22 protein-coding genes are annotated in these 21368 nt (G+C 45.9%); 13 read left to right on the forward strand and 9 right to left on the reverse strand.

Going from position 1 to position 21368, the window contains the following annotated elements:
• Window positions 1-5: 5 nt before the first annotated feature.
• On the forward strand, window positions 6-1067 hold the full coding sequence (locus AM1_RS15240) for a high light inducible protein (protein WP_049783739.1): 1062 nt from the start codon (window positions 6-8) through the stop codon (window positions 1065-1067).
• Window positions 1068-1302: 235 nt separating this feature from the next.
• A complete protein-coding gene (locus tag AM1_RS15245; RefSeq protein WP_012163761.1) occupies window positions 1303-2526 on the forward strand; it encodes a chlorophyll a/b binding light-harvesting protein in 1224 nt (407 codons plus the stop codon).
• A 168-nt stretch (window positions 2527-2694) separates the two neighbouring features.
• Here the strand turns inward: AM1_RS15245 and AM1_RS15250 are convergent, their stop codons facing one another.
• The 4 genes from AM1_RS15250 to AM1_RS15265 all read right to left on the reverse strand — a co-directional run bounded on the left by AM1_RS15250 (window position 2695) and on the right by AM1_RS15265 (window position 4847).
• Window positions 2695-3306 carry a hypothetical protein gene (locus AM1_RS15250; RefSeq protein ID WP_012163763.1) on the reverse strand — a complete coding sequence of 204 codons (612 nt, stop codon included), beginning with the start codon at window positions 3304-3306 and terminating at the stop codon, window positions 2695-2697.
• A 394-nt stretch (window positions 3307-3700) separates the two neighbouring features.
• Window positions 3701-4102: a plastocyanin gene (gene petE / locus AM1_RS15255; RefSeq protein WP_012163765.1), complete on the reverse strand. Its 402-nt coding sequence runs from the start codon at window positions 4100-4102 to the stop codon at window positions 3701-3703.
• Window positions 4103-4196: 94 nt separating this feature from the next.
• On the reverse strand, window positions 4197-4385 hold the full coding sequence (locus AM1_RS15260; RefSeq protein ID WP_012163766.1) for a hypothetical protein: 189 nt from the start codon (window positions 4383-4385) through the stop codon (window positions 4197-4199).
• A gap of 15 nt (window positions 4386-4400) precedes the next feature.
• Complete coding sequence (locus AM1_RS15265) at window positions 4401-4847, reverse strand: hypothetical protein (protein WP_012163767.1); 447 nt, start codon at window positions 4845-4847, stop codon at window positions 4401-4403.
• A 278-nt stretch (window positions 4848-5125) separates the two neighbouring features.
• Here AM1_RS15265 and AM1_RS15270 point away from each other — a divergent pair, with 278 nt between their 5' ends.
• From AM1_RS15270 to AM1_RS15280, 3 genes are all read left to right on the forward strand, one after another.
• Window positions 5126-6166: a class I fructose-bisphosphate aldolase gene (locus AM1_RS15270; RefSeq protein ID WP_012163768.1), complete on the forward strand. Its 1041-nt coding sequence runs from the start codon at window positions 5126-5128 to the stop codon at window positions 6164-6166.
• A gap of 144 nt (window positions 6167-6310) precedes the next feature.
• Window positions 6311-6784: a hypothetical protein gene (locus AM1_RS15275; RefSeq protein ID WP_012163769.1), complete on the forward strand. Its 474-nt coding sequence runs from the start codon at window positions 6311-6313 to the stop codon at window positions 6782-6784.
• A gap of 369 nt (window positions 6785-7153) precedes the next feature.
• Window positions 7154-8020 (forward strand): class I SAM-dependent methyltransferase, encoded by an 867-nt coding sequence (locus AM1_RS15280; protein ID WP_012163770.1) that lies wholly within the window; start codon window positions 7154-7156, stop codon window positions 8018-8020.
• Between the two features lie 86 nt (window positions 8021-8106).
• On the opposite strand, the gene AM1_RS39850 is transcribed toward AM1_RS15280, so the two are convergent.
• Window positions 8107-9104 (reverse strand): IS630-like element ISAcma34 family transposase gene (locus AM1_RS39850; RefSeq protein ID WP_148215715.1). Its coding sequence is split into 2 segments (ribosomal slippage): window positions 8107-8651 and window positions 8651-9104, totalling 999 coding nucleotides; the frame shifts between segments, so codons are not numbered across the junction.
• Window positions 9105-9225: 121 nt separating this feature from the next.
• Between AM1_RS39850 and AM1_RS15295 the strand changes: the two genes are divergently transcribed.
• The 3 genes from AM1_RS15295 to AM1_RS15305 all read left to right on the forward strand — a co-directional run bounded on the left by AM1_RS15295 (window position 9226) and on the right by AM1_RS15305 (window position 11528).
• Window positions 9226-9987, forward strand: a complete 762-nt coding sequence (locus AM1_RS15295) for a class I SAM-dependent methyltransferase (protein ID WP_041659892.1) — start codon at window positions 9226-9228, stop codon at window positions 9985-9987.
• Between the two features lie 142 nt (window positions 9988-10129).
• Window positions 10130-10588: a GNAT family N-acetyltransferase gene (locus tag AM1_RS15300; RefSeq protein ID WP_041659893.1), complete on the forward strand. Its 459-nt coding sequence runs from the start codon at window positions 10130-10132 to the stop codon at window positions 10586-10588.
• Window positions 10589-10784: 196 nt separating this feature from the next.
• Entirely contained in the window at window positions 10785-11528 is a 744-nt protein-coding gene (locus AM1_RS15305; protein ID WP_012163774.1) for a histidine phosphatase family protein, read from the forward strand.
• Here AM1_RS15305 and AM1_RS15310 read toward each other — a convergent pair.
• Complete coding sequence (locus tag AM1_RS15310; RefSeq protein WP_012163775.1) at window positions 11525-11704, reverse strand: hypothetical protein; 180 nt, start codon at window positions 11702-11704, stop codon at window positions 11525-11527. The genes AM1_RS15305 and AM1_RS15310 overlap by 4 nt on opposite strands.
• Window positions 11705-11772: 68 nt before the next feature.
• On the opposite strand from AM1_RS15310, the gene AM1_RS15315 reads away from it, so the two are divergent.
• From AM1_RS15315 to AM1_RS15340, 5 genes are all read left to right on the forward strand, one after another.
• Window positions 11773-12798 (forward strand): helix-turn-helix transcriptional regulator, encoded by a 1026-nt coding sequence (locus AM1_RS15315; protein WP_012163776.1) that lies wholly within the window; start codon window positions 11773-11775, stop codon window positions 12796-12798.
• A 122-nt stretch (window positions 12799-12920) separates the two neighbouring features.
• A complete protein-coding gene (locus AM1_RS15320; protein WP_012163777.1) occupies window positions 12921-15470 on the forward strand; it encodes a TonB-dependent receptor domain-containing protein in 2550 nt (849 codons plus the stop codon).
• A 145-nt stretch (window positions 15471-15615) separates the two neighbouring features.
• A complete protein-coding gene (locus tag AM1_RS15325) occupies window positions 15616-16170 on the forward strand; it encodes a PepSY domain-containing protein (RefSeq protein ID WP_012163778.1) in 555 nt (184 codons plus the stop codon).
• Window positions 16171-16267: 97 nt separating this feature from the next.
• Complete coding sequence (locus AM1_RS15330; RefSeq protein ID WP_012163779.1) at window positions 16268-16954, forward strand: O-methyltransferase; 687 nt, start codon at window positions 16268-16270, stop codon at window positions 16952-16954.
• 333 nt (window positions 16955-17287) lie between these two features.
• Window positions 17288-18679: an FAD-dependent oxidoreductase gene (locus tag AM1_RS15340; protein WP_012163781.1), complete on the forward strand. Its 1392-nt coding sequence runs from the start codon at window positions 17288-17290 to the stop codon at window positions 18677-18679.
• 122 nt (window positions 18680-18801) lie between these two features.
• On the opposite strand, the gene AM1_RS43975 is transcribed toward AM1_RS15340, so the two are convergent.
• The 3 genes from AM1_RS43975 to AM1_RS15350 all read right to left on the reverse strand — a co-directional run bounded on the left by AM1_RS43975 (window position 18802) and on the right by AM1_RS15350 (window position 21189).
• On the reverse strand, window positions 18802-18924 hold the full coding sequence (locus AM1_RS43975; RefSeq protein ID WP_010472634.1) for a hypothetical protein: 123 nt from the start codon (window positions 18922-18924) through the stop codon (window positions 18802-18804).
• A 120-nt stretch (window positions 18925-19044) separates the two neighbouring features.
• Window positions 19045-19533 carry a hypothetical protein gene (locus AM1_RS15345; protein ID WP_012163782.1) on the reverse strand — a complete coding sequence of 163 codons (489 nt, stop codon included), beginning with the start codon at window positions 19531-19533 and terminating at the stop codon, window positions 19045-19047.
• A gap of 381 nt (window positions 19534-19914) precedes the next feature.
• Entirely contained in the window at window positions 19915-21189 is a 1275-nt protein-coding gene (locus AM1_RS15350) for an MFS transporter (RefSeq protein WP_012163783.1), read from the reverse strand.
• Between the last annotated feature and the right edge of the window lie 179 nt (window positions 21190-21368).

The following is a 21368-nucleotide window of genomic DNA, read 5'->3' on the forward strand; positions in this document are numbered from 1 at the left end:
AATTTATGACAGCATCTTTAACCAGACGCGACCCGATGGACAGGTCCGAGATGACTGCGGGTACAGCGAGCTTGAGCGGTTATGAAGCGGAATGGTGGGCAGGCAATGTCCGCAACACCGATCTTTCTGGCACGCTTCTGGGTGCCCACTTATGCCATGCAGCTCTGATGAGCTGTGTTCCCGGCGCTTTTATTATTCAAGAAGCTGCTCGTTTTCAACCCGGCATACCACTATCTGAACAAGGGATGGTCTTTATGCCCCACCTGGCAGGCTTAGGGATTGCCGTGGGTTCAGGCGGAGAGATATTGAGTACGTATCCTTATTTTGTGATTGGCGTTTTGCACTTCTTTGTGGCGGCATTCTGTTGTGCGGGTGGACTATTCCACACCATTGCTGGAGAAGCGAAGCTAGGAGATTACCCTGAAGGTAGCTGGGCGGCTCAATTTGATTATGATTGGGACGACTTTGAGTCTCTCTCTTCTATTTTGGGCCATCACCTGCTTTGTTTAGGGGTTGCTTGCCTTCTATTCGCATGCAATGCAGCCTTCGGTAATGGCTTATATGATCCATTAGTGGGTGAAGTGCGACAGATTACCCCCAACCTGAATCCGATTACTCTAGTGGGTTACTTATTCGGATTTGCCAATGGTGGATGGACACCTTTGGGAATGGCCGCAGTCGACAATATGGAAGACCTGGTTGGGGGACATTTCCTCGTCGCCATTGTTGATATTGCAGGGGCAGCCTTTCATATCATCAACAAGAAGCCGACAGCCTTTTTCAACAATCGGCTGATCTTTTCTTTCCCCAATGGTGGGGTGACGCGTGCTGGCATTTGCAATAGCGAAGCGATCCTGTCTTATAGTGTGGCTTCCGTGGGTTTTATTGCCATTAGTTCTGCCATTTTTACCCAGTATTGCGATATCGCCTTTGCCCCTGAGTTCTACGGTATTGATCGGTCTGGGGCTGCTTCTATCCAGCTGATTCTGGGATTGAACTGGATGGTCTTTGGTGGCCTATGGCACAGTATTCGTGGCGAAAGGCTCCATGCCCTTAAGAATAAATAGTTCTATGGGCCAGCATTGAGATGTGACGTTGTTCGAGTTCAGGATAGCTCTATCTAATGCTGGTCTATGGTTTTTGTCAGTCACTCATGTTTCTTATCGCCTGACTCATAAGCTGAAGACATGAGAGTAGAAATATAGATTTTCACATTCATTTGTCGCAAGGAATGCCGTAAAGCAGTCGTTCTTGCTACATAGCTCTTTTTGAGCCGTTATTAATTATTTTTTGAATAGAACCATGCAACTCAATATCAATCAATCTGAGTTTCCTTGGTATCAGGGCAATAGTCGTCTGATTGATCCCTCGGTACAAGGCAAATGGCTGGCTGCACATATTTTGCAGATGGCTATCATCATGTTTTGGGTCGGCATCAACACTTTGTCCGAGAATCAAGTGTTTGATCCAGGCTTGCCCATGTATGACCAAGGCTTAGTCCTAATTCCGCATTTGGCCGCTGAAGGCTTTGGTGTCGGTGCTGGTGGAGTGGTGACTAACCCAGGAGTGTATGTCCAAGTTGCCCTGGTGCATATGGTGGCAAGTGTGGTGCTGTTTTTTGGTGCCTACTACCATGCCCAAATTGGACCTGCTGATCTGTCCCAAGGTGGACGGGGAAACACGGCCAAATTTTCCTTTGAATGGGATGATCCAAAACGGTTGGGATATATCCTGGGCAACCATTTAATCTTTATTGGTTTTGCCTCCTTGATCTTTGTCGGCTGGATAAAATATCACGGTCTGTATGACCCCACCCTAGGCGAAGTCTGTGCTGTTACTCCCTCAATGGAGAACTTTACCAATATCTATAAATATGGGTGGTCAACCCCTGGGTATAATCCGTTTTTTGTTGATAACTTAGGTGATTTGGCAGCAGGTCATTTTCTAGTGGGCCTACTGGATATTGCCGGTGGTATCTGGCATATTCTGGTTCCCCCATTTAAGTGGGAACAACGCTTGGGGGCTCGACAAGATAATTACAGCGCTGATGGCTTAATTGGCCTTTCCCTGGGTGGCGTTGCCATTATGGGTTTTATCTCGGCTTATTTCTGTGCGGTCAATACCTTTGTTTATCCAGTGGAGTTCTATGGCCCCGCTTTAGAGGTGAAGTTCAACCTTACTCCTTACTTTAAGGACACGGCGGATTTTGCTGATGGTGTGTTCAGTTCTCGGGCCTGGTTGGCCAATATCACTTACTATTTGGGCTTCTACTGTCTGCAAGGGCATTTATTCCATAGTCTAAAAGCCATGGGTGTGAAGTTTGAAGAGATCCCCAATGCCCTCTCACAAACTTTTGTCCAAGAGCCATCGATTATTACAGGGGCGGCTCCAACGACTGATGCTGCTCCAGAGACAAAGGAAGCGCCAGTAGATGAGACAACTCCCATGGAATCTACCGAGTCAGTGCCAGCTGCTGAGGCTTCTCAGGCTAACGAATCGGACAGTACAGAATCACCTCAAACTTAAACAACAAGAGTTGATTTTGTAGCCTGTGGAGACGAGGTTTTTGAGAAAGGAGTGGTCAAAGTACAAGATGCCTAGATTGGACTGTACTGATTCAAACATCTCGTCTCCACTAGCATTTATTCTTGTGACTTATCCAAGAGGTGCTTGAAGAAGATGGGGGTGCCTAGATTACACAGGGATGTTTTTGCGCCACCACAGGATGCCATTGAAAATTGCTCCAGCGATAAAGAGCATAAAGGCCGGAATATTGTAGAAAGGGATGTGCTGTGCTGCAGTCCCAAAGCCAAATGCCAAGGTAAAAACGAGCCAAATATACCAGAGACCCAGCGTATATAAAATGCTCAGTCTTTTCGGAACATGGGCTTGATATAGATAATCAAAAATTGTGGGTTTTACCACTTCTGTGACTGAGAACAGCACCATAATGATCCAGAGTGGAGCGGTCACTAGCCATGTTGTCCAAGAGCATGTTTCCCCTAGTTGATAGTACAGAACAATTTGGTAGAGATGGATGAGGTGGGATATGGTCAAGGCCAGCCACAGATAGCTGCGATTGCTTTTGAGCCATAGCCCCAGTTTATTCGTTGTGGCGGTGAGAGGCTTGGTTACAAACACTAGCAAAAATGGAATAGCGGTGGTTAATGAACTCAACCTTAGAGCAGTGAGAATATTGTCGCTGGTGATCTTGGGATAAAGGACCAAACCTGATGCAAGCAGCATAAATACTGTCGCGATAAAGACACCAGTCCAGCCCAAGAATGACTGTTTTTGGGTTCTCATAGCCTAGACTTTAGATAAAATCGACCGATAGTTTTATTTAAGGGATAATTTTGGCTTTTGAAAGCTCTATCGTACCGCTTTTCTCTTGTTATAGCGAAAAATCTGCTGATTAAGGTCTAGTAAATCGGTTGAGAGTATGGGAGACCTGTGGTGGGTTGCGATGGTCTCCGACCGGCCTTTGGCCATCGCACAATTGATACCCTCCCTCTCTCGTTGCTATTGTTCTGCAGCAGTAGCAACTTTAGCTATAAATCATCCACCTCAAATTCGCGCTTGATAAAGAATACCCGCAGAGTCTTCCATTCAGTAGGATTCTGCGGGTAAAAGCTTATGAATTGAGAAAGGAATTTGAAAACGTTGAAATGATTAAAAAATCACTTGTGCTGATGTGGATTTAGCCCTGAACCGTAATGGTACCAGTCATTCCTGCACCTCTATGAGGTTCACAGTAGTAGGCATAGGTTCCTGGAGCAGCATCAGCAGGGAAAGTCACATCAAATCCACCTGACATGGCAAAGGCTTGGTGAGATAAGCTCGCAACATCACCTGCAGAATTACCCGGATCAAACACCACATTATGGGGAGGGACACCCGCCACTTCATAATGTACGGTATCTCCTGGCGCAATCGTCACTTCGGCCGGTTCAAACACTAGCATGCCCGTAGAAGACCCCATTTGAACGGTAGTCGTTGCAGCCAGAGCCATTGAAGAGCCAGGCCAAAAGCCACCGATGACCAGTAGCACTGCCATTACGGTGGTTGTGAGCCCCAACAGTAAGGGTTTAATGTAGCGCATTGGTTTTCTCCAAAGCTGAAATGAATACGTATGACAGCTTGTCATACTTAAACAGTAGCATCTCTTTTACTAATTGAGAATCAATCTTAATTATTTAAATGTCAAAAGTAGAAAAAAGTGGTTCGATCTCTGACTGATTCAGGTGTAAAGGGTTGGCCTGGGTGCTGCTGAGGCTGTCCGCACTGCCAGAAAAGTCCAACTCGAATTGGCATAGAGAAGACGGGTGAACATTCTCAGTAAAGCCAACATTCGCATGTTGGGTAATGTAGCTATCAGCGGGCATTACTCAAACCAAGGATTAGAGGGACTTCTCAGAATTATCTGAGTATCCAAACAAAGCATAAACATCCTGAAAAAATTGCTCTAACTTTTTTCTAGCCAGTAATGTTGGGGGCGATATACCATCAAAGTCCCAATCATCTGTTGTGGAGCGGCATCGCCAATAGGGTTCGGTATGGGTATAGCCCATGGATTCAATATCAATAATACGAGCATCAGCCGATTTAGGATTCTCTGAAAAGCGAATTTGAGTTAGAACACAATGACTATGGCACGTGGGATGCCACCCTGGAAAATGGAAGCAGAGATCAATCGAGTGAGGATCGATCAAGTATCGGAGGGCAGGATCATAGATCCAGGGACTTAGATCAGGATGGGCATCCAGAAACTGCTCTTTAAATAGGGACACAATTCGAGAGATCTTACTGAGCATTTCATAGGTCTCAGTATGGTCGGTCGCATTCACAGCTCATCACTCCTGCCAGTAATTTATGAGATTTATTCTCAAGAAATAAAGTCTATCTTTATTTCTTGAGAATAAATGATTCAGTCTAAATTTCATGCAAAAGTTCCGTTATTTTTAGCGTATTTAGAGATTTTTTGATGGCAAGCCTAGGATAAATACTCTCTCTTGATCCATCTATAGCTGGATGAAATGACTTGACAATCCCATTTATTATTGACATTATATATCAATAAGCAAGAGATTTTAATTCCATCTCTGCTCAAATTAGGAGGTTCGATATGAGTACCTATGCCCAAGAGTTAAAGGCCACCGCTAAAGCCTTGGTGGCAGCAGGGAAGGGCATCTTGGCAATTGATGAGAGTAATGGCACTTGTAATAAGCGATTCGCTCAGCTCAGCATTCCTACAACGGAAGAGAATCGCAGAGCTTATCGAGAGTTAATCTTAACAACACCCCAGCTTTCTACTTACATCAGTGGCCCCATCTTGTTTGATGAGACTATTCGACAGTCCACTAGGAACGGCAAATCCTTTGTACAAGTGATTACTGAAGTGGGTATGCTTCCGGGGATTAAGGTGGACACGGGAGCTAAAGACTTGGCTGCCCATCGGGATGAAAAGGTAACGGAAGGTCTAGATGGCTTGCGCGAGCGCATTGCTGAGTACTACAGCATGGGCGCTCGGTTTGCGAAATGGCGGGCTGTGATTACCATTGGAGACGGTATTCCGAGCCAGGCTTGCATCAGTGTGAATGCCCAAGCTTTGGCCCGCTATGCGGCCCTGTGCCAAGAGGGAGGTCTCGTTCCCATCGTCGAACCCGAAGTTTTAATTGACGGTGACCATACCCTAGAACGGTGCTACCAGGTGACGGATCGCACCCTTCATGCTGTGTTTGGTCAACTCTATGCTCAGGGAGTGGCTTTTGACCAAATGATTCTTAAACCCAGCATGGTTGTTGCGGGTAAAGAGTGCCCACAGCAGCCGAGTGTGGATGAGGTTGCTGAAGCAACCATCAATTGTCTACGCAAAAACGTGCCTGCTCCGGTTGCGGGAGTGGCCTTTTTGTCGGGTGGTCAAAGTGCTGAGCGATCCGCTGCCCACCTGAATATCATGAACGCTCGCTATGCCGGTATCTGTCCCTGGCCTGTTACCTTTTCCTATGCCCGAGCCATTCAGCAGCCAGCATTGGAGCATTGGCGGGGTGAGAGCCAGCGGGTATCTGAAGCTCAACAGCGCCTGTTGCATCGCGCCAAATGCAATAGTGCCGCCAGTCTGGGTGAATATAGCCCCGAGGTTGAGCGAGAACTAGCCCTCGTCTAAATCATTCTCTTCTTACGCAGATCACACTGATCCTTAACACAGTCTACGTTCCCTGAGGAGTAACCGCATTTCTCAGGGATTTTCTTCTATCATCACCCGTTAACACTAATCATTGCTGTTTCAGTCTTTATCCGAGGAATGATTATGGCCGACTCTATCAATACTCTATTTGGATTCTTGGGCGGTACTATCCTGGCGGTGGAAGGCGGCTATAAAGTGTTGCCGCAAACGCCTTCAGAAAGAATCTTTAATCGCCTGTCAGATGCGAAATGGTTTTTGGCGCTGCGGTGGTGTGAGCAATGGTCAACACCAGCGGGGATTTTGACCAATGTCAGCCAAATTCCCTTCCATAATGAACGGGCTTTAACCCTGGGAGCAGATGTGTTTATCCCACTAGAATATCGACCCGCTATCTTTAAACTCTGTTTGCCGCTAGCTCCTTTAGAGACGGCTCAGTACAGTATTCCCGTTGAGCATAGTATTGCCTGTCGCACCCTCGAAATTCAAGGGATTGAGATTGATCCTCGCTATGGCAAGGTTGCGCTAGTCCGAGAATGTAGTGTGAATGGTTTTGCAGTTGCGATGGCCGATGGCCGGTCGGAGACCATCGCAGTCTAGCTATCCCCAACGGTGGCACATCTTCAAAACTTAGATCGTCGCTCACCACAGCTTAGGGCATGGGCCGGAAAAAGACGGCTTCTGAATATACATCTCATGTGAAGAGTGCGGGCCTTCGGCCATCACAACCGCACTTTGAAGCATTACATCTTCCATCCTGGTAAAGCATTGACACACTAGATCGTGCTAGTCCCCATAAATTCTGAATGTCGTTTCAGATGATTGCTCCTCTCCCTGGGCAATGGTCCTCAGCGTGAGAGAAGCCAACTATTTCTAACCCAGTATGTAACGCAGTGTCTATCTGTGTATCATCAATCGTTTTTAGTTCATTTCTTCTGTGGACGAGAGGCACCCAAACTGGAGGTTTATATGCCATCTACCCAATCTGTAAGCGCAACACAATTCCGAGGTGTTCCTGAAACATTGATGATCACCCTCTATGCTCGCGCTATGGAACACCAGCGGGTTAACCCTATCCTTCGCGATGCCAAAGCAGCAGACATTATTCAACAGCTCGATTACGATTTTTCTAAGTTCGAGCAAGGCTGGTCATCGCAATTAGGCTGTGTGATTCGAGCAAGACAGATAGATCAGATTGTCCAAAACTTTATCAAAACCCATCCTTATGCTGTGATTGTCAATTTAGGGGCAGGTTTGTGTACACGATTCTCACGATTACAAACGGCTCATATCCATTGGTATGACGTTGATTTTCCTGATGTTATTGATCTACGCAAACAGGTATTTGCCGCCTGTGGGGGCCAAGACGGAAGCGATCACAATCATTTAGTTGCCAAATCTATCTTGGACTTTACCTGGATGGATGAGATTGACCGTGAGCTAAAGCAACCGATGATGGTGATTTATGAAGGGGTGTCTATGTATCTTACAGAAGCGGATAATAAAGCTCTCTTACAGCAGATTCAAGCTAGATTTGGCCCTATTGAAGTGTTATTTGATGTGATTAGTCAACGAACTGCCAGAAGTACTGCAAAACATGACACGGTTTCAAAGACTAGTGCTGAGTTTAAGTGGGGCATCAATCAGTCCCTAGATCTAGAACATTGGGGGTTAGGCTTTATCCTCAAGCGGGAGGAGTTTTATCTACAGCATTTTTTGGATGATTTACAGCGATTACCAGCCGTTTGGCGTTTGATCAGTCGAGTTTTTCCGGCTTTACCCATGATGTTATTCAAAAATTCAGGACGGATTGTGGGACTCCAAGTTGGGCTGTAGTAACTACATTGGACGAGTGGTGACGATGGCGTTACTTTGGTTTTATTTATGAAGACTCTCATGCTCCCATAACCAAAGTTAAGCACCTAGCTAAAATTAATTACATAATCATCGCCGTAGGCTTTCAAAACTCTTTCCACATATTCGACCAAAGATGACCACCCCCAGTAGGCACTCATTTCAATCCACTGATATTTCATGAATTGCCACAGACGCTCAATCAAATTTAGATGGGGAGAATAGCTTGGCAACTCAAACAAGGTAATTCCCCGTTCGGCCCACTCTGCTTTCATCTCATAGATTGATTGGCTCGTATGGATAGGGGCTTGATCCACCACAATGACGGTGGGCAACTCCACGTCAGCAAAAAAGGTATCAATGCAATGACTGACAACCTCACTGGTGATGGTCTGTTCTGATGTATAAGCATGTAGCCCTTGTCGTCGACTCAAAAACCCCAGAACATTCAAGCGTTTACTTGAACGAGTCGGTATTTCCAGATACGTCCCTATGGGTTGCCATCCATAGGGAATACAGGGGACTAACGAAAAACCACTCTCATCCATAAAGAATAGATGGATGTCTCCCTTCTCTTCCTGTTCCTTGAGATGTTCTAACTGCTGTTTTTTTCGAGGTAGTGGGCATATAAAGGCTGGCCTGATGTCCCTTGGCGAAAGCGATGCCAGCTCATGTCCATCTGCTTCAAGACGCGTTTAACTGTGGCCTTTGACACGCGTACTGACCACTGTTGTTCAATCTGAGCTAACACCTGATTGAGTTGGATGGGAGATGCCTGAGTCCACTCATAAATCTGCTGTTGTTGGTCGGGATTAAACATCGGTTTTCGACCTCGACCTGGGTGATTATAGAGTCCTGCAAATCCTCGGTTGTTCCAAGCCTTAAGCCAGTTGTAAACCGTTTTAGGACTCACACTAAAAAGGGAGGCTAAGGTGTAGGGGGGCCAACCCTGGGCGAACAAAATGAGGCAATGGGCGCGTTGTCTGACCTGATGATGGCGACTACTGTGATAAATCCGATGCAATAAGCGTAAGCTTTCGGTGGAGATAGGACGGACTAATAACATCAAATCAATGGATGTAAACAGAGGACTCAGGTAGTTTACAACCAGGAAATTCTATGTAATTAATTTTGTTCATCTGCTTATAAGCTGCTAACCGTTTAAGTAATCGTTCTACGGTAAATATATGGATCAGTATTCTGACGAAACACGATTGTTGTGGAATCGCGTCGCGGATGACTGGGATAGACAAGTTGGTGATGATGGGGATAGCAATCGTATCCTCAATTCCGACCCCGTTCTCTGGCAGTTTGTAGGGGACGTGGCTGGTATCACTATTCTCGATGCAGGTTGCGGCACGGGGTATCTCTCCCGCAAGCTGCACGACAGGGGGGCTCACGTTCTTGGTATTGACTTTTCTGAGGAGATGATCCGGATCGCCCGCTCGAAAGCAGCTCATATTGACTTCCGCATTGACTCCATTTCGGAATTGCACACAGTGACGGATGGATCGATTGATATTGTCATTTCGAACTACGTCCTGATGGATACCCCGGACCTTACTGAAACTGTGCAAGCCTTCTTTCGAGTACTGAAACCTGGAGGGTATGGGGTAGTCGTTTTCTCCCATCCTTGCTTCCCTCAGGAGTACGCCACAGGGACAGATAGTGACGTTGCCGTTACCTACCAGTGGAATTTTCCGTATTTCCAACAACAGAAATGTGTTGGACCGCCTTGGGGGCACTTTACATCAGAATTTATCTGGTTTCACCGCCCCCTGTCCGATTACTGGAAAGCATTCCGTAAATCAGGGTTTGAGGTCGTTGATTTCGAAGAGCCCAGGTTATCAGAGGAGCGATACCATCTCGCGAAGAATGAGCGGCAACTGAATAACGGCAAGAACCGGCCTTATTCGGTAGCGTTCAAGCTGAAGAAAAGAGAGCAGTAGAACTTGTTGCTGCAGAGGACACCTAGACGTGTTGGTCACTGAGTCCGAGCGTACTTACGAACCAGTGAATGTAATCGGGAAGTTGCCCTACTCTGTTCTACCTCCCATATCGGTTTACAAGACGTAGTCCAGACCTATCCAGATGATTTTCGATCTACCGAGTCCTTTTCAAATGCGTCCTGCGGTGGGAGGTGATGTAGAAGCATTGTTTTCGATTCACCGGTCCGCCATGCATGAGTATGTTGACCGAATTTGGGGATGGGATGATGATTGGCAGCAAAACCAATTCTTCAAAGACTTTAATCTGCTGAATCATTGTCTTGCTATTTGCAAAGTGGATGAGCCTGTTGGATTCGTGTGTTTTCAATCTGGTCCTGATGCAATATTGATTAGGACGATTGAACTCGCTAAAGATTATCAGGGGCGTGGAATTGCCAATGCATTATTTGAACAACTGATTGACGTTTCTGAGGACAGTGGTAAGTCAATTCAACTACAAGTATTTAAAATAAACGACCGAGCACGTTGCCTCTACGAGCGTCTGGGGTTTGTTGTCATAGGACAAACTGAATATCATTATCAAATGGAGTTTAGGGCTTAAACACATTGACTGAAATCTCAGCTGTCAATGTATTCAATATTTTGGTGAACCAAAATAGGACAATGCCCTATCAGCTTCTGAAGTTAACCATTCTAGGAATACGTACATATCAACCTTCAGGGATAAATCGCTATATTTAAATGATAATATCTCTCAATAAGATGAGATAACAGTTTTCATAAAGACCTCACGAACTATGACACAACCAAACCAAGCCATCAAGCTAGTGATGGCCCTTGGACTCACCGCTACGTTGGCAGCCTGTGGCGGAGAAACTGCAACAAATGGAGATCAAAGTCCTACCGCTGAAAGTTCACCGACGACCGAATCCCCGGAAGGAGGGGAAGAGGGCAAAGAGTATAGTGAAGGCGAAAAAGCGAATGCAGAGTTTAAGGATAAATTGAGCGGTCCTGAACTCTTGAGTGCGTTGCAAAAGGGTGGACATGTGATTTACTTCCGCCATGCCCAAACTGAAAAAGACTATGCTGACCAAGCAGATCCAAAGATGAAGCTGGATGACTGTGAGACTCAACGGAAGCTCAATGACTTGGGAATTCAACAGTCCAAAGATATTGGAGCTGCGTTTACTGAGAAAAAGATTCCAGTGGATAAAGTGATTACGAGTGAGTACTGCCGAGCTTGGAAAACAGCAGATCTAGCGTTTGGACGACATGAGAAGAATCCTAAACTGAACTTCTTGCCCTTTGAAGACTATACGGATGAGCAAGTTGAAGAAATGAAGGCCAATGTGACGCCTTTGCTGACTGCTGCGCCAGAGGATGGCAAAAATACTGTGATTGTCGGCCATGATGATCTCTTTGAGGCTGCGACGGGTATTTATCCTGATCCTCAAGGAATTGCTTATGTACTGACACCAGATGGGAGTGGTGGTTTTACACTACAGGCCAATGTGTTACCTGATGAGTGGGCAAAACTCTAAATAACGATGGAGACCACCGTCATTGCTAACAACGGTGGTTCTCTATGTACTGGAATTGCGATCGCACACATGTCTCCCTGTCCATAAATCTTAGTCTTGGACGCCCTCGGCTTTACAAGCCAGTCATTCTTCGAATAGAGAATCACATCCAGTTTGGTGGCGCATAAAGCAGACATAATAGTTTAGATAACTGAGAATAATTTCAAATACTATAGGTTCATTCCTGAAACCAATCACTGACGCTATGCGAACCACCATCAGGGAAACAGAGCTACAAACTCTATTTGCAGAAGCTCAACAGAACGGTGAATCCATCTTTCAACACAAAGGTTCCGATCTGCTGATCTGCCCGCCGAGTCAGGTCGGTAGTGGGCAGCATCATCTCATTACCCTACGAGATGGAATCGTATTAAAAATTGCAGATGGGCGTTTTCACCAAACCACAACCATCGAAAGCCACAGAGGCCCTGACGAACCCCTAGTCTCTAAATTTTGTTTATCCAGTCGCTTTCAGGTACAGACGCCTCGTGTCAGTGGTATTCCAGAAGACTATACAGAATCAGCAGGGCATCACTACTTGTTTTCCTTGTCTGATGTAGTCGAATTTGAAACCTTCCAGGGTGAAGAGCGATTTCAGGTTGTGGCGTTTGAGTGGAGCCAGGACTACGTAAGGTCTTTTATCTCTGCTGCCGATGGCCTACCCCAGCCGTTGCAGAAGCTGTCTGACCATCAGACCCTGAAGCGATTCCACCAGCCTCTGGGAAAAATGACTCCTGCAATGGCCCAGATTATTCAGCAGGTTTTGGGCTGTCCTTACCAAGGGATGGTCAAGAAGATGTATTTAGAAAGTAAGGCACTAGAACTTCTGACATTGCAGTTAACAGCTTGGAGTGAAAACCAGCACCAAACTAAGATCAGCCAGCTGCTACCCGATGATCTAGAGCGAATTCAGCAAGCCTCTCATGTGCTCAATCAGAACCTCAATGCACCCCCTTCCCTGATGGGCTTGGCACGGCAAGTGGGGCTTAATGACTACAAACTCAAACTGGGGTTTCGGCAAATGTTTGGCACCACTGTGTTTGGCTATTCACAAGCTAAACGGCTGCAGTATGCTCGGCAGTTGCTGGCAGCTCAGGATCTGAGCATTCCGGGAGTCGCTCAATCTGTGGGATATGCCAGCCCTACGTCTTTCACAGCAGCCTTCAAACGACGATTTGGCCTGAGTCCCAAAGCCTATCAAATGGCCTGCCGGGGAAAAAATCCTGTTTGAAGAGAAAACAATCCTGTTTGAAGAGAAAAAGCTGATGCTTCCCTCCTATCATGCCTTCAGAATAATTTATTGAGATTCATTCTTGATAAATTCTGGCGGAAATGATGGTGTGAGGGTGTTCAATGCATAGCATTAGATATCAAGCCGTTCTGATTAGCAGCAGTGTGGCTGTACTGTTGATCGGGCCATCTGCTGGGGCTAAGCCTCCATCAGAACTAGCAGAAAGGATAGACAGGGAAGGGGCAGTTTCTACTTTGCACCCCCAACTCAGGACCACCGTTAAAGACTGGTTGGCTCAGGCCCTTGCTCAAATTACCGATATCCAGATTAACCCGACTGAATCAGGTATAGAGCTTTTTTTAGAAGCGACCAATGCAGAATTAGCCCAGGTTTCAACCCAGCGGACTGAAAACGCACTGATTCTAGAAATTCAAAATGCTCAGCTCGTGACGGGACAAGACATCAGACGAGAGAATCCTGCGGAGGGCATCGAAAGTATCTCTCTTCAAGCCCTCACTCAAGATAGCGTCCAACTGGTTATTGTCACTACTGCGGAATCAGCCCAGATTTCCACCAGTCCCAATCGCTTGACTGTGGCTGTCAATACCATGGCCCAAACAGCTTCACCAGAGCCAACTTTAAAACAAGAGGCAGATACCGAGACTGATGAGGCAGAAATTGCGGAAGACGATGAACTAGAAATTGTGGTCACTGCAGAGAAAACCCCTGAGAATGCCCAGGATGTGCCCTTGAGCCTCACCGTATTGACAGAGCAAAATATTGAAGACGCAGATATTACGACCCTAGATGGTGTAGCCGATCGAACGCCGAACTTTACCTTTTTTCCTGCCGGTTCAAATCGAACCAGTGCGTTTTATAGTGTGCGGGGCGTCACCAACTTCAATGCGTTTAGTCGTGATGCCGTCGGATTCTTTATTGATGATGTGCCCTATGATTTCGCCGGATTTATCGATCAAGATTTGATTGATTTAGAGCGAGTCGAAGTTCTACGGGGTCCGCAAAATACCTTGTACGGCAGAAGTTCTGCTGGCGGTGTAGTGAATATCATTAGCCGTAGACCGACCAATGATTTTGAATTTAAAGGTGCAGCTAGCTATGGTAACTTTGACGCCTTCAAAACTCAGGTTAGCGTTAGCGGTCCGATCGTAGAAAATCGGCTGCTCTTCCGCTTATCAGGGAGCTTTAGTACCCAAGATGGATTTGTCACCAATACTTTACTCAATGATGATGTGGATGGTGGGACCTACTGGACGGGGCGAGGGCAACTTTTATGGACCCCCACGGATGAGTGGGAAATTTTACTGAATGCCTCCGTCGCTGACTATCGCGAAGGGGCCGATCCATTTGTACTCGTCAAGGCGGACGATCCGTTTAATACTCAACTGAGCTTTAACGGCTTTAACGATTTGGTCACTAATGCCCAATCCCTCCGAATTGCCTACAATACCTCAGATATTCGCGTCACATCCATCACCGCCCATCGCTTCTCAAGTCAGAAGGCAGCCTTTGACCAGGACGGCAGCGTTGCTAATATTCTGATTAATGCCCCCGATTTTTCGTCGCGAGTCATTTCCCAAGAAATTCGGGTCCAGTCCCCAGAAGAAAGCGACCGTTTCCAGTGGATTTTAGGGGGCTACTTCGAACGGTCTACCTTTGATAATCAGCGTGATTTTATCTCTGGTACTGATGTGCCTCCAGCAAACCAGGGTACCCTGCGCTCAGACGGAGATAGTGTCAGCAGAAGTTTAGCGGCATTTGGGCAGGCGAGCTATAACGTCTCAGACAAGCTGACCCTGACCGCTGGCCTGCGCTATGAAGACACCCTAGCGTCCATCGATTACACTCAAACCTTTATCTCGCCGGATGGCGCATTTGTTTTACCCGTTCTGCAACTGAACAATATTGAGATTAGTGGATCTGAACTGTTGCCCCGGTTTGCGGTTGATTATCGTTTTACGCCGAATCTAACGGCTTATGGCAGTATCACCCGAGGCTATCGTCCGCCAGGTGCAAGTTTTGAACCCAATGATGAATCGACTGCAGTATTTGAAGCGGAAACATCCTGGAACTATGAAGTCGGTCTGAAAACATCCTGGTTAGAAAATCGGTTAATTCTAAATGTCAGCGGATTTTATAACGATACATCTAACTTTCAGTTTCCCAGCATTCAAAATGGAGTGGCGCTAGTTGACAATGCCGATATTCGCTCCATTGGCGGGGAACTGGAGTTAATTGCTCGACCCATAGAAGGTTTAGAACTGAGTGCTGGCTTAGGACTACTCAACTCAGAGTTTCGCAATGGAGCGGATGCATTTACAGGAACGGCTTTACAAGGCAATCGCACTCCCCTGACACCGAATCTGACTTATAATATCGCTGCTCAATACCGTAGCGAAATTGGCATTCTCAGCCGATTAGAGCTGATTGGGGTCGGCAGCACCTTTTTTGATGAACTGAATAGTATTGAGCAAGAACCCTTTGTTTTAGTGAATGTTCGCCTTGGCTATGAGTCTGATAACTATGGAATTTATCTATTTGCAAATAACCTCTTTGACACCCAATACCTGACTCAATCCTTTGACTTTGGCAATAGGATTGGTATCTTTGGTGCTCCCAGAACAATAGGGGTACAAGTCAGAGCTAATTTTTAGAGCCTATTGTGTCAGGAAGACTCTAGAGACGAAGCCGATAGTTCGTCAGTTTCCCTCTAACGCACTCTCAGTCCTGCTTAGACAATAGAGAAAGCCAGGCTATCAATTGATTGCAGCCCCAGTTAATTCGTTGGAGACACAGTTTATGAAGCTCAAACAATGGTTCGCTACATGGTCTCGCAAAATCCATCGCTGGATTGGTCTATATTTCGCCGTGATTGTTGTTCTTTACCTGGTTGAATCTTTGACATTGCCAGCCATTTATGGAGAAGGCTTACCAACGGTTGATGGCACCCCTCCGACTAATGCCGTGACTAGTACGGAACCGCTCCTCTCGCAACAACAAGCGATTCAGCGATTACTAGAGCAACAGCCTCAAGGCATTCATGCTTTAGAAGATATCAACGAAATCACCTACCTACCGAAGGAAGATCTCTATCGATTGGCCAATAGCGATCGCTTTTTTGAGTGGTATATCGATAGTCATACGGGAGAATTGCTCAAGCATGGTTTTAAAATCGCTCCCTATCTGGAAGAGCAAACCCTACTCGGTTGGTGGAGTCCTTGGGCTCATGCCATTTTGGAAGTGCCAGGGCTGTTGTTGATGATCGTGTTAGCGGTGAGTGGCGTGTATATGTTTATTCTCCCTTTTTTGCCTAAAACGGAACCGGATTCGAGTCCCTGGGTATTACCAAAGTAGCGGTATCAGACAGGGAGAGCTACAGGAAATTTACAAGAAGAGCCTCCATACCTGGGTATTCGGGTTTTCAACTGCAATCTCCATTGATCAACATCTTATGAGACATCAGAACAACGTTCTGAGGGACCCAAAAGTTGAAGCGGTCCTAGAACGCCTGCACCATACTGCTGATCGACAAGCCTTGAAGCTTTTTCTGCATTATCTGCCTCAGCTTCCCAGACTATTCTTGGGCCAAGGCATTCACTGGAATCCTGATCGGACCCATTTTTATCGCGATAAATACATTCCGATAGAGCGGGAGCAAGGCCAGTTACTCTATTTATTAGCTCGGGCTATCAATGCCCAAACCATTGTGGAATTTGGTAGTTCCTATGGGGTTTCAACCCTCTATTTAGCCACAGCCATTCGGGATAATGGTCAGGGTAAAGTGATTGGCACCGAAATCGTTCCAGAAAAAGTGATTCAAGCCCGACAACATATTGTCGAGGCTGGTCTAACGGAGTTTGTGGATTTGCGGGAAGGGGATGCCTTGAAAACCTTACAGGATATCGACGGCTCCATAGATTTGGTGTTGATGGATGGGTATCCACATTTGGCCTTGGATATTTTAAGGTTGCTGCACCCTCAGATTCGTCAGGGTGGCCTGGTTATTTCAGACAATGTAGGTACGTTCAAAACAGCTTTAAATTCCTACGTCGAGTTTTTACGGACTCCTAGTCATGGCTATCGTTCGGCAACATTGCCGTTAAAGGGAGGGACTGAGTTGTCGATCAAGGCTGGCTAGATATATCTGAAAAAGCGCTATTTTGCTGGAGATAGGTTGTGGTCAGCTTTACTGACTCATGATTTGGAATCTTATGACCCTAGAGGAAACAAGCAAGTTCAAGTCGAGGCTTGCCTTGGATATATCACGGCATATGAAATCTGCCAAAACAGCCTTTTCTAGCATTATGAGGTTTAGTCATTTTTCTGTTTTGATAAATCTTAATTATTTAGCTTTACTGAATGAGAAAAAGAAGGTTTGGTATTTTAAGAATAAATCTTTTGCCATAAACTATTGATAGTTTGACTAAATAATATGCTGTAAAGCTAAAAGAGCGAGAATTGAGATAAAAGTATGGTAAATTCTCCATCTGAAAAGCCTCTATCCTCTGAAAAGAACAGGACAGCAGTAGTGGTGGGAGGTGGGCCGACCGGAACGCTGATAGCTTTGTATCTAGCCCAGGCAGGATGGCATGTATCTGTCTATGAGCAGAGAAGTGCAGATGCTAAAGCGTCTAGTAATCGTCGTTCATTCAATATTGTGCTTAACAGGCGTGGACTTAAAGCTTTGGAAGACGCTGGTGTTCAGCTGCCGCCAGATAAGCAAGTATGTATCACAGGTAATATTCGGCATACCGAGAAAGATTCAATTTTGAGAAAAGGATTTAGAACTTCGGTTTCAGTTGATAGGCATACCCTGGCTCAGTCATTAATTGCGGAAGGGAAAAATCGCTTTCCTGACAACATTCAATATTATTTTGAGCAAACTTTATTGCAGCTCAATCTTCACGATAAGACTGCGTTGTTCCAGGAAGCATCAGGGCAACATGAACAGACATTTGATTTATTGATAGGAGCAGATGGGATCTCTAGTACTGTCAGGTATTCCATGAGTTCTCAACTCGAAGGATTTACAGTCCGACAGCATGCTGACGATATGATGTACAAAATCTGTAACTTAGGATTAGCTGAGCATTTGCCTGGTGCAACGGCAGAATGGGCAGATGCTTTTCACGTATGGCCTGGTGCTGAACCTGTGACGATGGCTGCCCCACCGAGTGCTGATGGCGTCATCAGAGCCGTATTGATTTTGCCACAAGAAGGAGAGATTACTTTCGACACAATCCGAACCGAAGCAGATGTATCTGCTTTGTTTAAAGCAAAGCTTCCGGTTGTGTTTCCTAATTTAGATCAAACGGGTTTCCCCTCTCACTTCGTCCAGGATTTGCTATCACAGAAAGCCGCACATGGAGGGTTTACTACTATGTGTAATCGGTTTGAAGATGGGGATTGCGTTGTGCTGTTGGGAGATGCAGCCCACTCAATTTGGCCATCTTTGGGGCAAGGGTGTAACGTAGCTCTTGAGAGTTGTCGCATTTTTGCTGAGGTGCTGGCACATGCACAAGGAGACTTATCTTTGGCTTTACCCGCTTACACGGCAGCTCGTAAACCAGATACAGATGCAGTGGCGAGGCTCTCTGAAATTGGTTTTGGCGGCAATAAACGAGCATCGAATCCCCTATTTAAGGCTAAAGTCTCGACACTCATACTGATGCATAAGCTATTGCCAAAGTGGTTTAAGGGATATGCGCTGTTACAGATTGGGAATGCTGATGTCCCTTATGCCAACATTTGGCAGCAAGCTCAGTCCCAAGAAAAACAATTACTGGGTTTATTCGCCATTGTTGTGGGTATTGTTCCTATGCTCTGGATAACGTTTCAGATTATCCACAAGGTCTGGCTTTGACGCCCGACTACTAGGTTGCTAAAGATTCGCAAAGCTCATTGATCTAGTCAGCAGCTATGGATGCAGGCTACTTGTCTGCAAGCACAAATCAGGATCCTAGACCTGATTTGTGCTTGCACCGATTACTGATCAAATTGCCGATCAAAATACTCTAATAAGAACAATGTGGAATAGGTGGCTAATGCCAAGGGCGCTAAAACGATTGAAAAACGGGGATCTAATAGTAAGTCAACAAAAATATGCATGGGATTTACTCCTGTGTATTGAGTTAACCCACTTGAGCCTTTTTTGAAAAAGAGAAATAAAATCTTAGTTAGTCATATAAACGCCATAAAACAGTGAAAAACCATCAGAGGATTAAACCTTTAAGCACTCAATGATTTAGGTTGCAACTGACTGAAAAACTGTTGGGCCTGTTCCGTGGCTTGTTGAACAACAGCCTGAGCTTTGTCAGATTGTCCTAACTGTTGATAAAACTCATAGGCTTTTAGACTGACCATCTTTAAAGCTTTCGCCGCCTCAAAACGCAGACACTGCGAGTATTGGGTAGAACACATTAAGTCAATCGCTTGATCCAGTGCTTGCTGCATGGTCGTCTCTGCCGCCGGGACCTCATCAGATTTCAGCAAATTGTCAGCTAAATTATGACAAGCAATAACATAGGCATGAATCGCCTCAGGGTGACGACGTTCTTGTTTCGCCGTCATCAACATTAGTTCTGCCAGGGACATCGCTTTCCGATAAGCTTGCTGAGCGTCTGCATACATGCCTGCCTGAAAACTTTGATTTCCTGCTTTGCTATGTAACTGCCAGCCCAGTTCATAGGATGAATAGGTCTGAGGGTTGTAGGTCATTGTTTCAAAGAATGGTCTTGAGCTGTAATCAGTTAGTTGTCCATTATTTATCAGAAATAATTATCAGTTGAGTATTCACTCGGTAGATTCTGAAGCCAACTGTGATTGGTGATGTCCGTCTACAAGTCAGCGGTGGAGTAGCATCTTTCGATTTATAGATAATAGAAGAACCTAGCCTGATTGTTTTGTATGAAGTGTTTGATATTGAACACGATTGATTTTTTGATGTACTTGAAGTCCACTCAAGTTGTATTGTTGCATAGTTGAAAAGTATTCTCAATAATTTTGTGATGGCACTTACGAAATCTCTGTCAGCATTTTCAAGATCATGTTGATTGAGATCGGATCGACAGGCTGTTTGAGAGGTCTAGGTTCGTAGGTTTAGTCCTTTGAAGACAGCTCTACCGATCTCAAGGGGCGACTCCCATAGCCACCGATGGCAATGAGCATTCCGCAGAGAGCAAAGATGGAAACCTGTAATGCCATCCCTGCTCCTAATCCTGTGCCAAAAATAGGTTCAAAGAAACCTGCTAATGCCCCACGGGGCTGCATGGCTGGTTCAAAGAAACGATCAGCTAACGGACCTGCGATCGCATATCCGATCGGACTACTCAACTGAGTTAAAAAAAAGCGAGTGGCAAACACACGCCCTTGCACCTCGGGTTCCACCTTTGACATCCAAATGGTTTGATTTGCACTGATAGGAAATGGAGAGCAGAATCCAGAAAACAGCGCCGTGCTAATTTTAGTGACGGTTTGTTGAGCCAGGGCTAGGACAATAATGCCAACCTTCCAGAGGGCACTGGCCATCAGAACACTGTGAATCCGGCGCTGAGGACCGCCCCAAATGCTCAGGGTCAGTCCACCTAGGAGACCACCCAAACCAAAGAAAGCGAATAAGGTCCCCCACACGAGTGAATCATTGCCACTTCGAGCCAACACCATTGCAGGAAGAATTGCGAATGTTGCACTATCAACAAAGTTATTGATCACCCAAAAACTTAGCAAAGCCATCAGGCTAGGTCGACCCCAAAGATACTGAAAGCCAAAAGTCAGCGTTTGCCAAGGCGGCAGCTCATTGGATGGTGATGATTCTGGAGTCTGGGAAATATGAACTATTCCCAGACTAGCGATAGCAACAAAAAAGGTGGTGATATCAATGGCGAGAATGCCGGTGAACCCAATGCTGGCATAAAGAGCACCCGCTAAAATGGGTGCCAGGATAAAGGTGCTCGACGTCTTTACAGAACCCAAGGCCGTGACCCGGCTATAGTGCTGTTTAGGAACAATCAATGTTAAGGAAGCTGTATAGGCTAAGCCCTGAATATAGCCAAATAAGCCATTAATCGCGCCAGTGATATAGAGATGCCAAACCTGTAAATGATCGGAAAGAAAGAGAGCTAATAATGCCAGGGTGGAACATCCTGCGACACAGTCACCGAGTAACATTAAATATTTGCGAGAATAGCGATCGACCCAAATCCCAGCAAAGGGCGCTATTAGTAGTTTAGGTATTTGGGTGAAAAGCATAATGAGGGAAAGTGGCGTAGCTCGTCCAGTGGTTTCCCAGGCCCAAAGCGTGGTAGCAAAGTTGGTCAGTTCTGAGCCTAGAAGAGAGGCAAATTGCCCTAGCCAGATGATAAGAAAGGTATGCAAAGGGGAAGCTCCTGATCACAGGCTCCGATTGTTACTCAATGACGATGGCAAGCTGAACTAGCTTAGAAGGGGGTAGGGTTTACTCACTAGAGATTTTGAGCCGGAAACACAGTCTTTTTGCGCCCCAAACGCATTTTGTGTGGAGTTGCCTTAGTGAAGTGCCTGGAATTCAGACCAGC

The sequence above is a fragment of the Acaryochloris marina MBIC11017 genome, from assembly GCF_000018105.1.
GTDB lineage: Bacteria > Cyanobacteriota > Cyanobacteriia > Thermosynechococcales > Thermosynechococcaceae > Acaryochloris > Acaryochloris marina.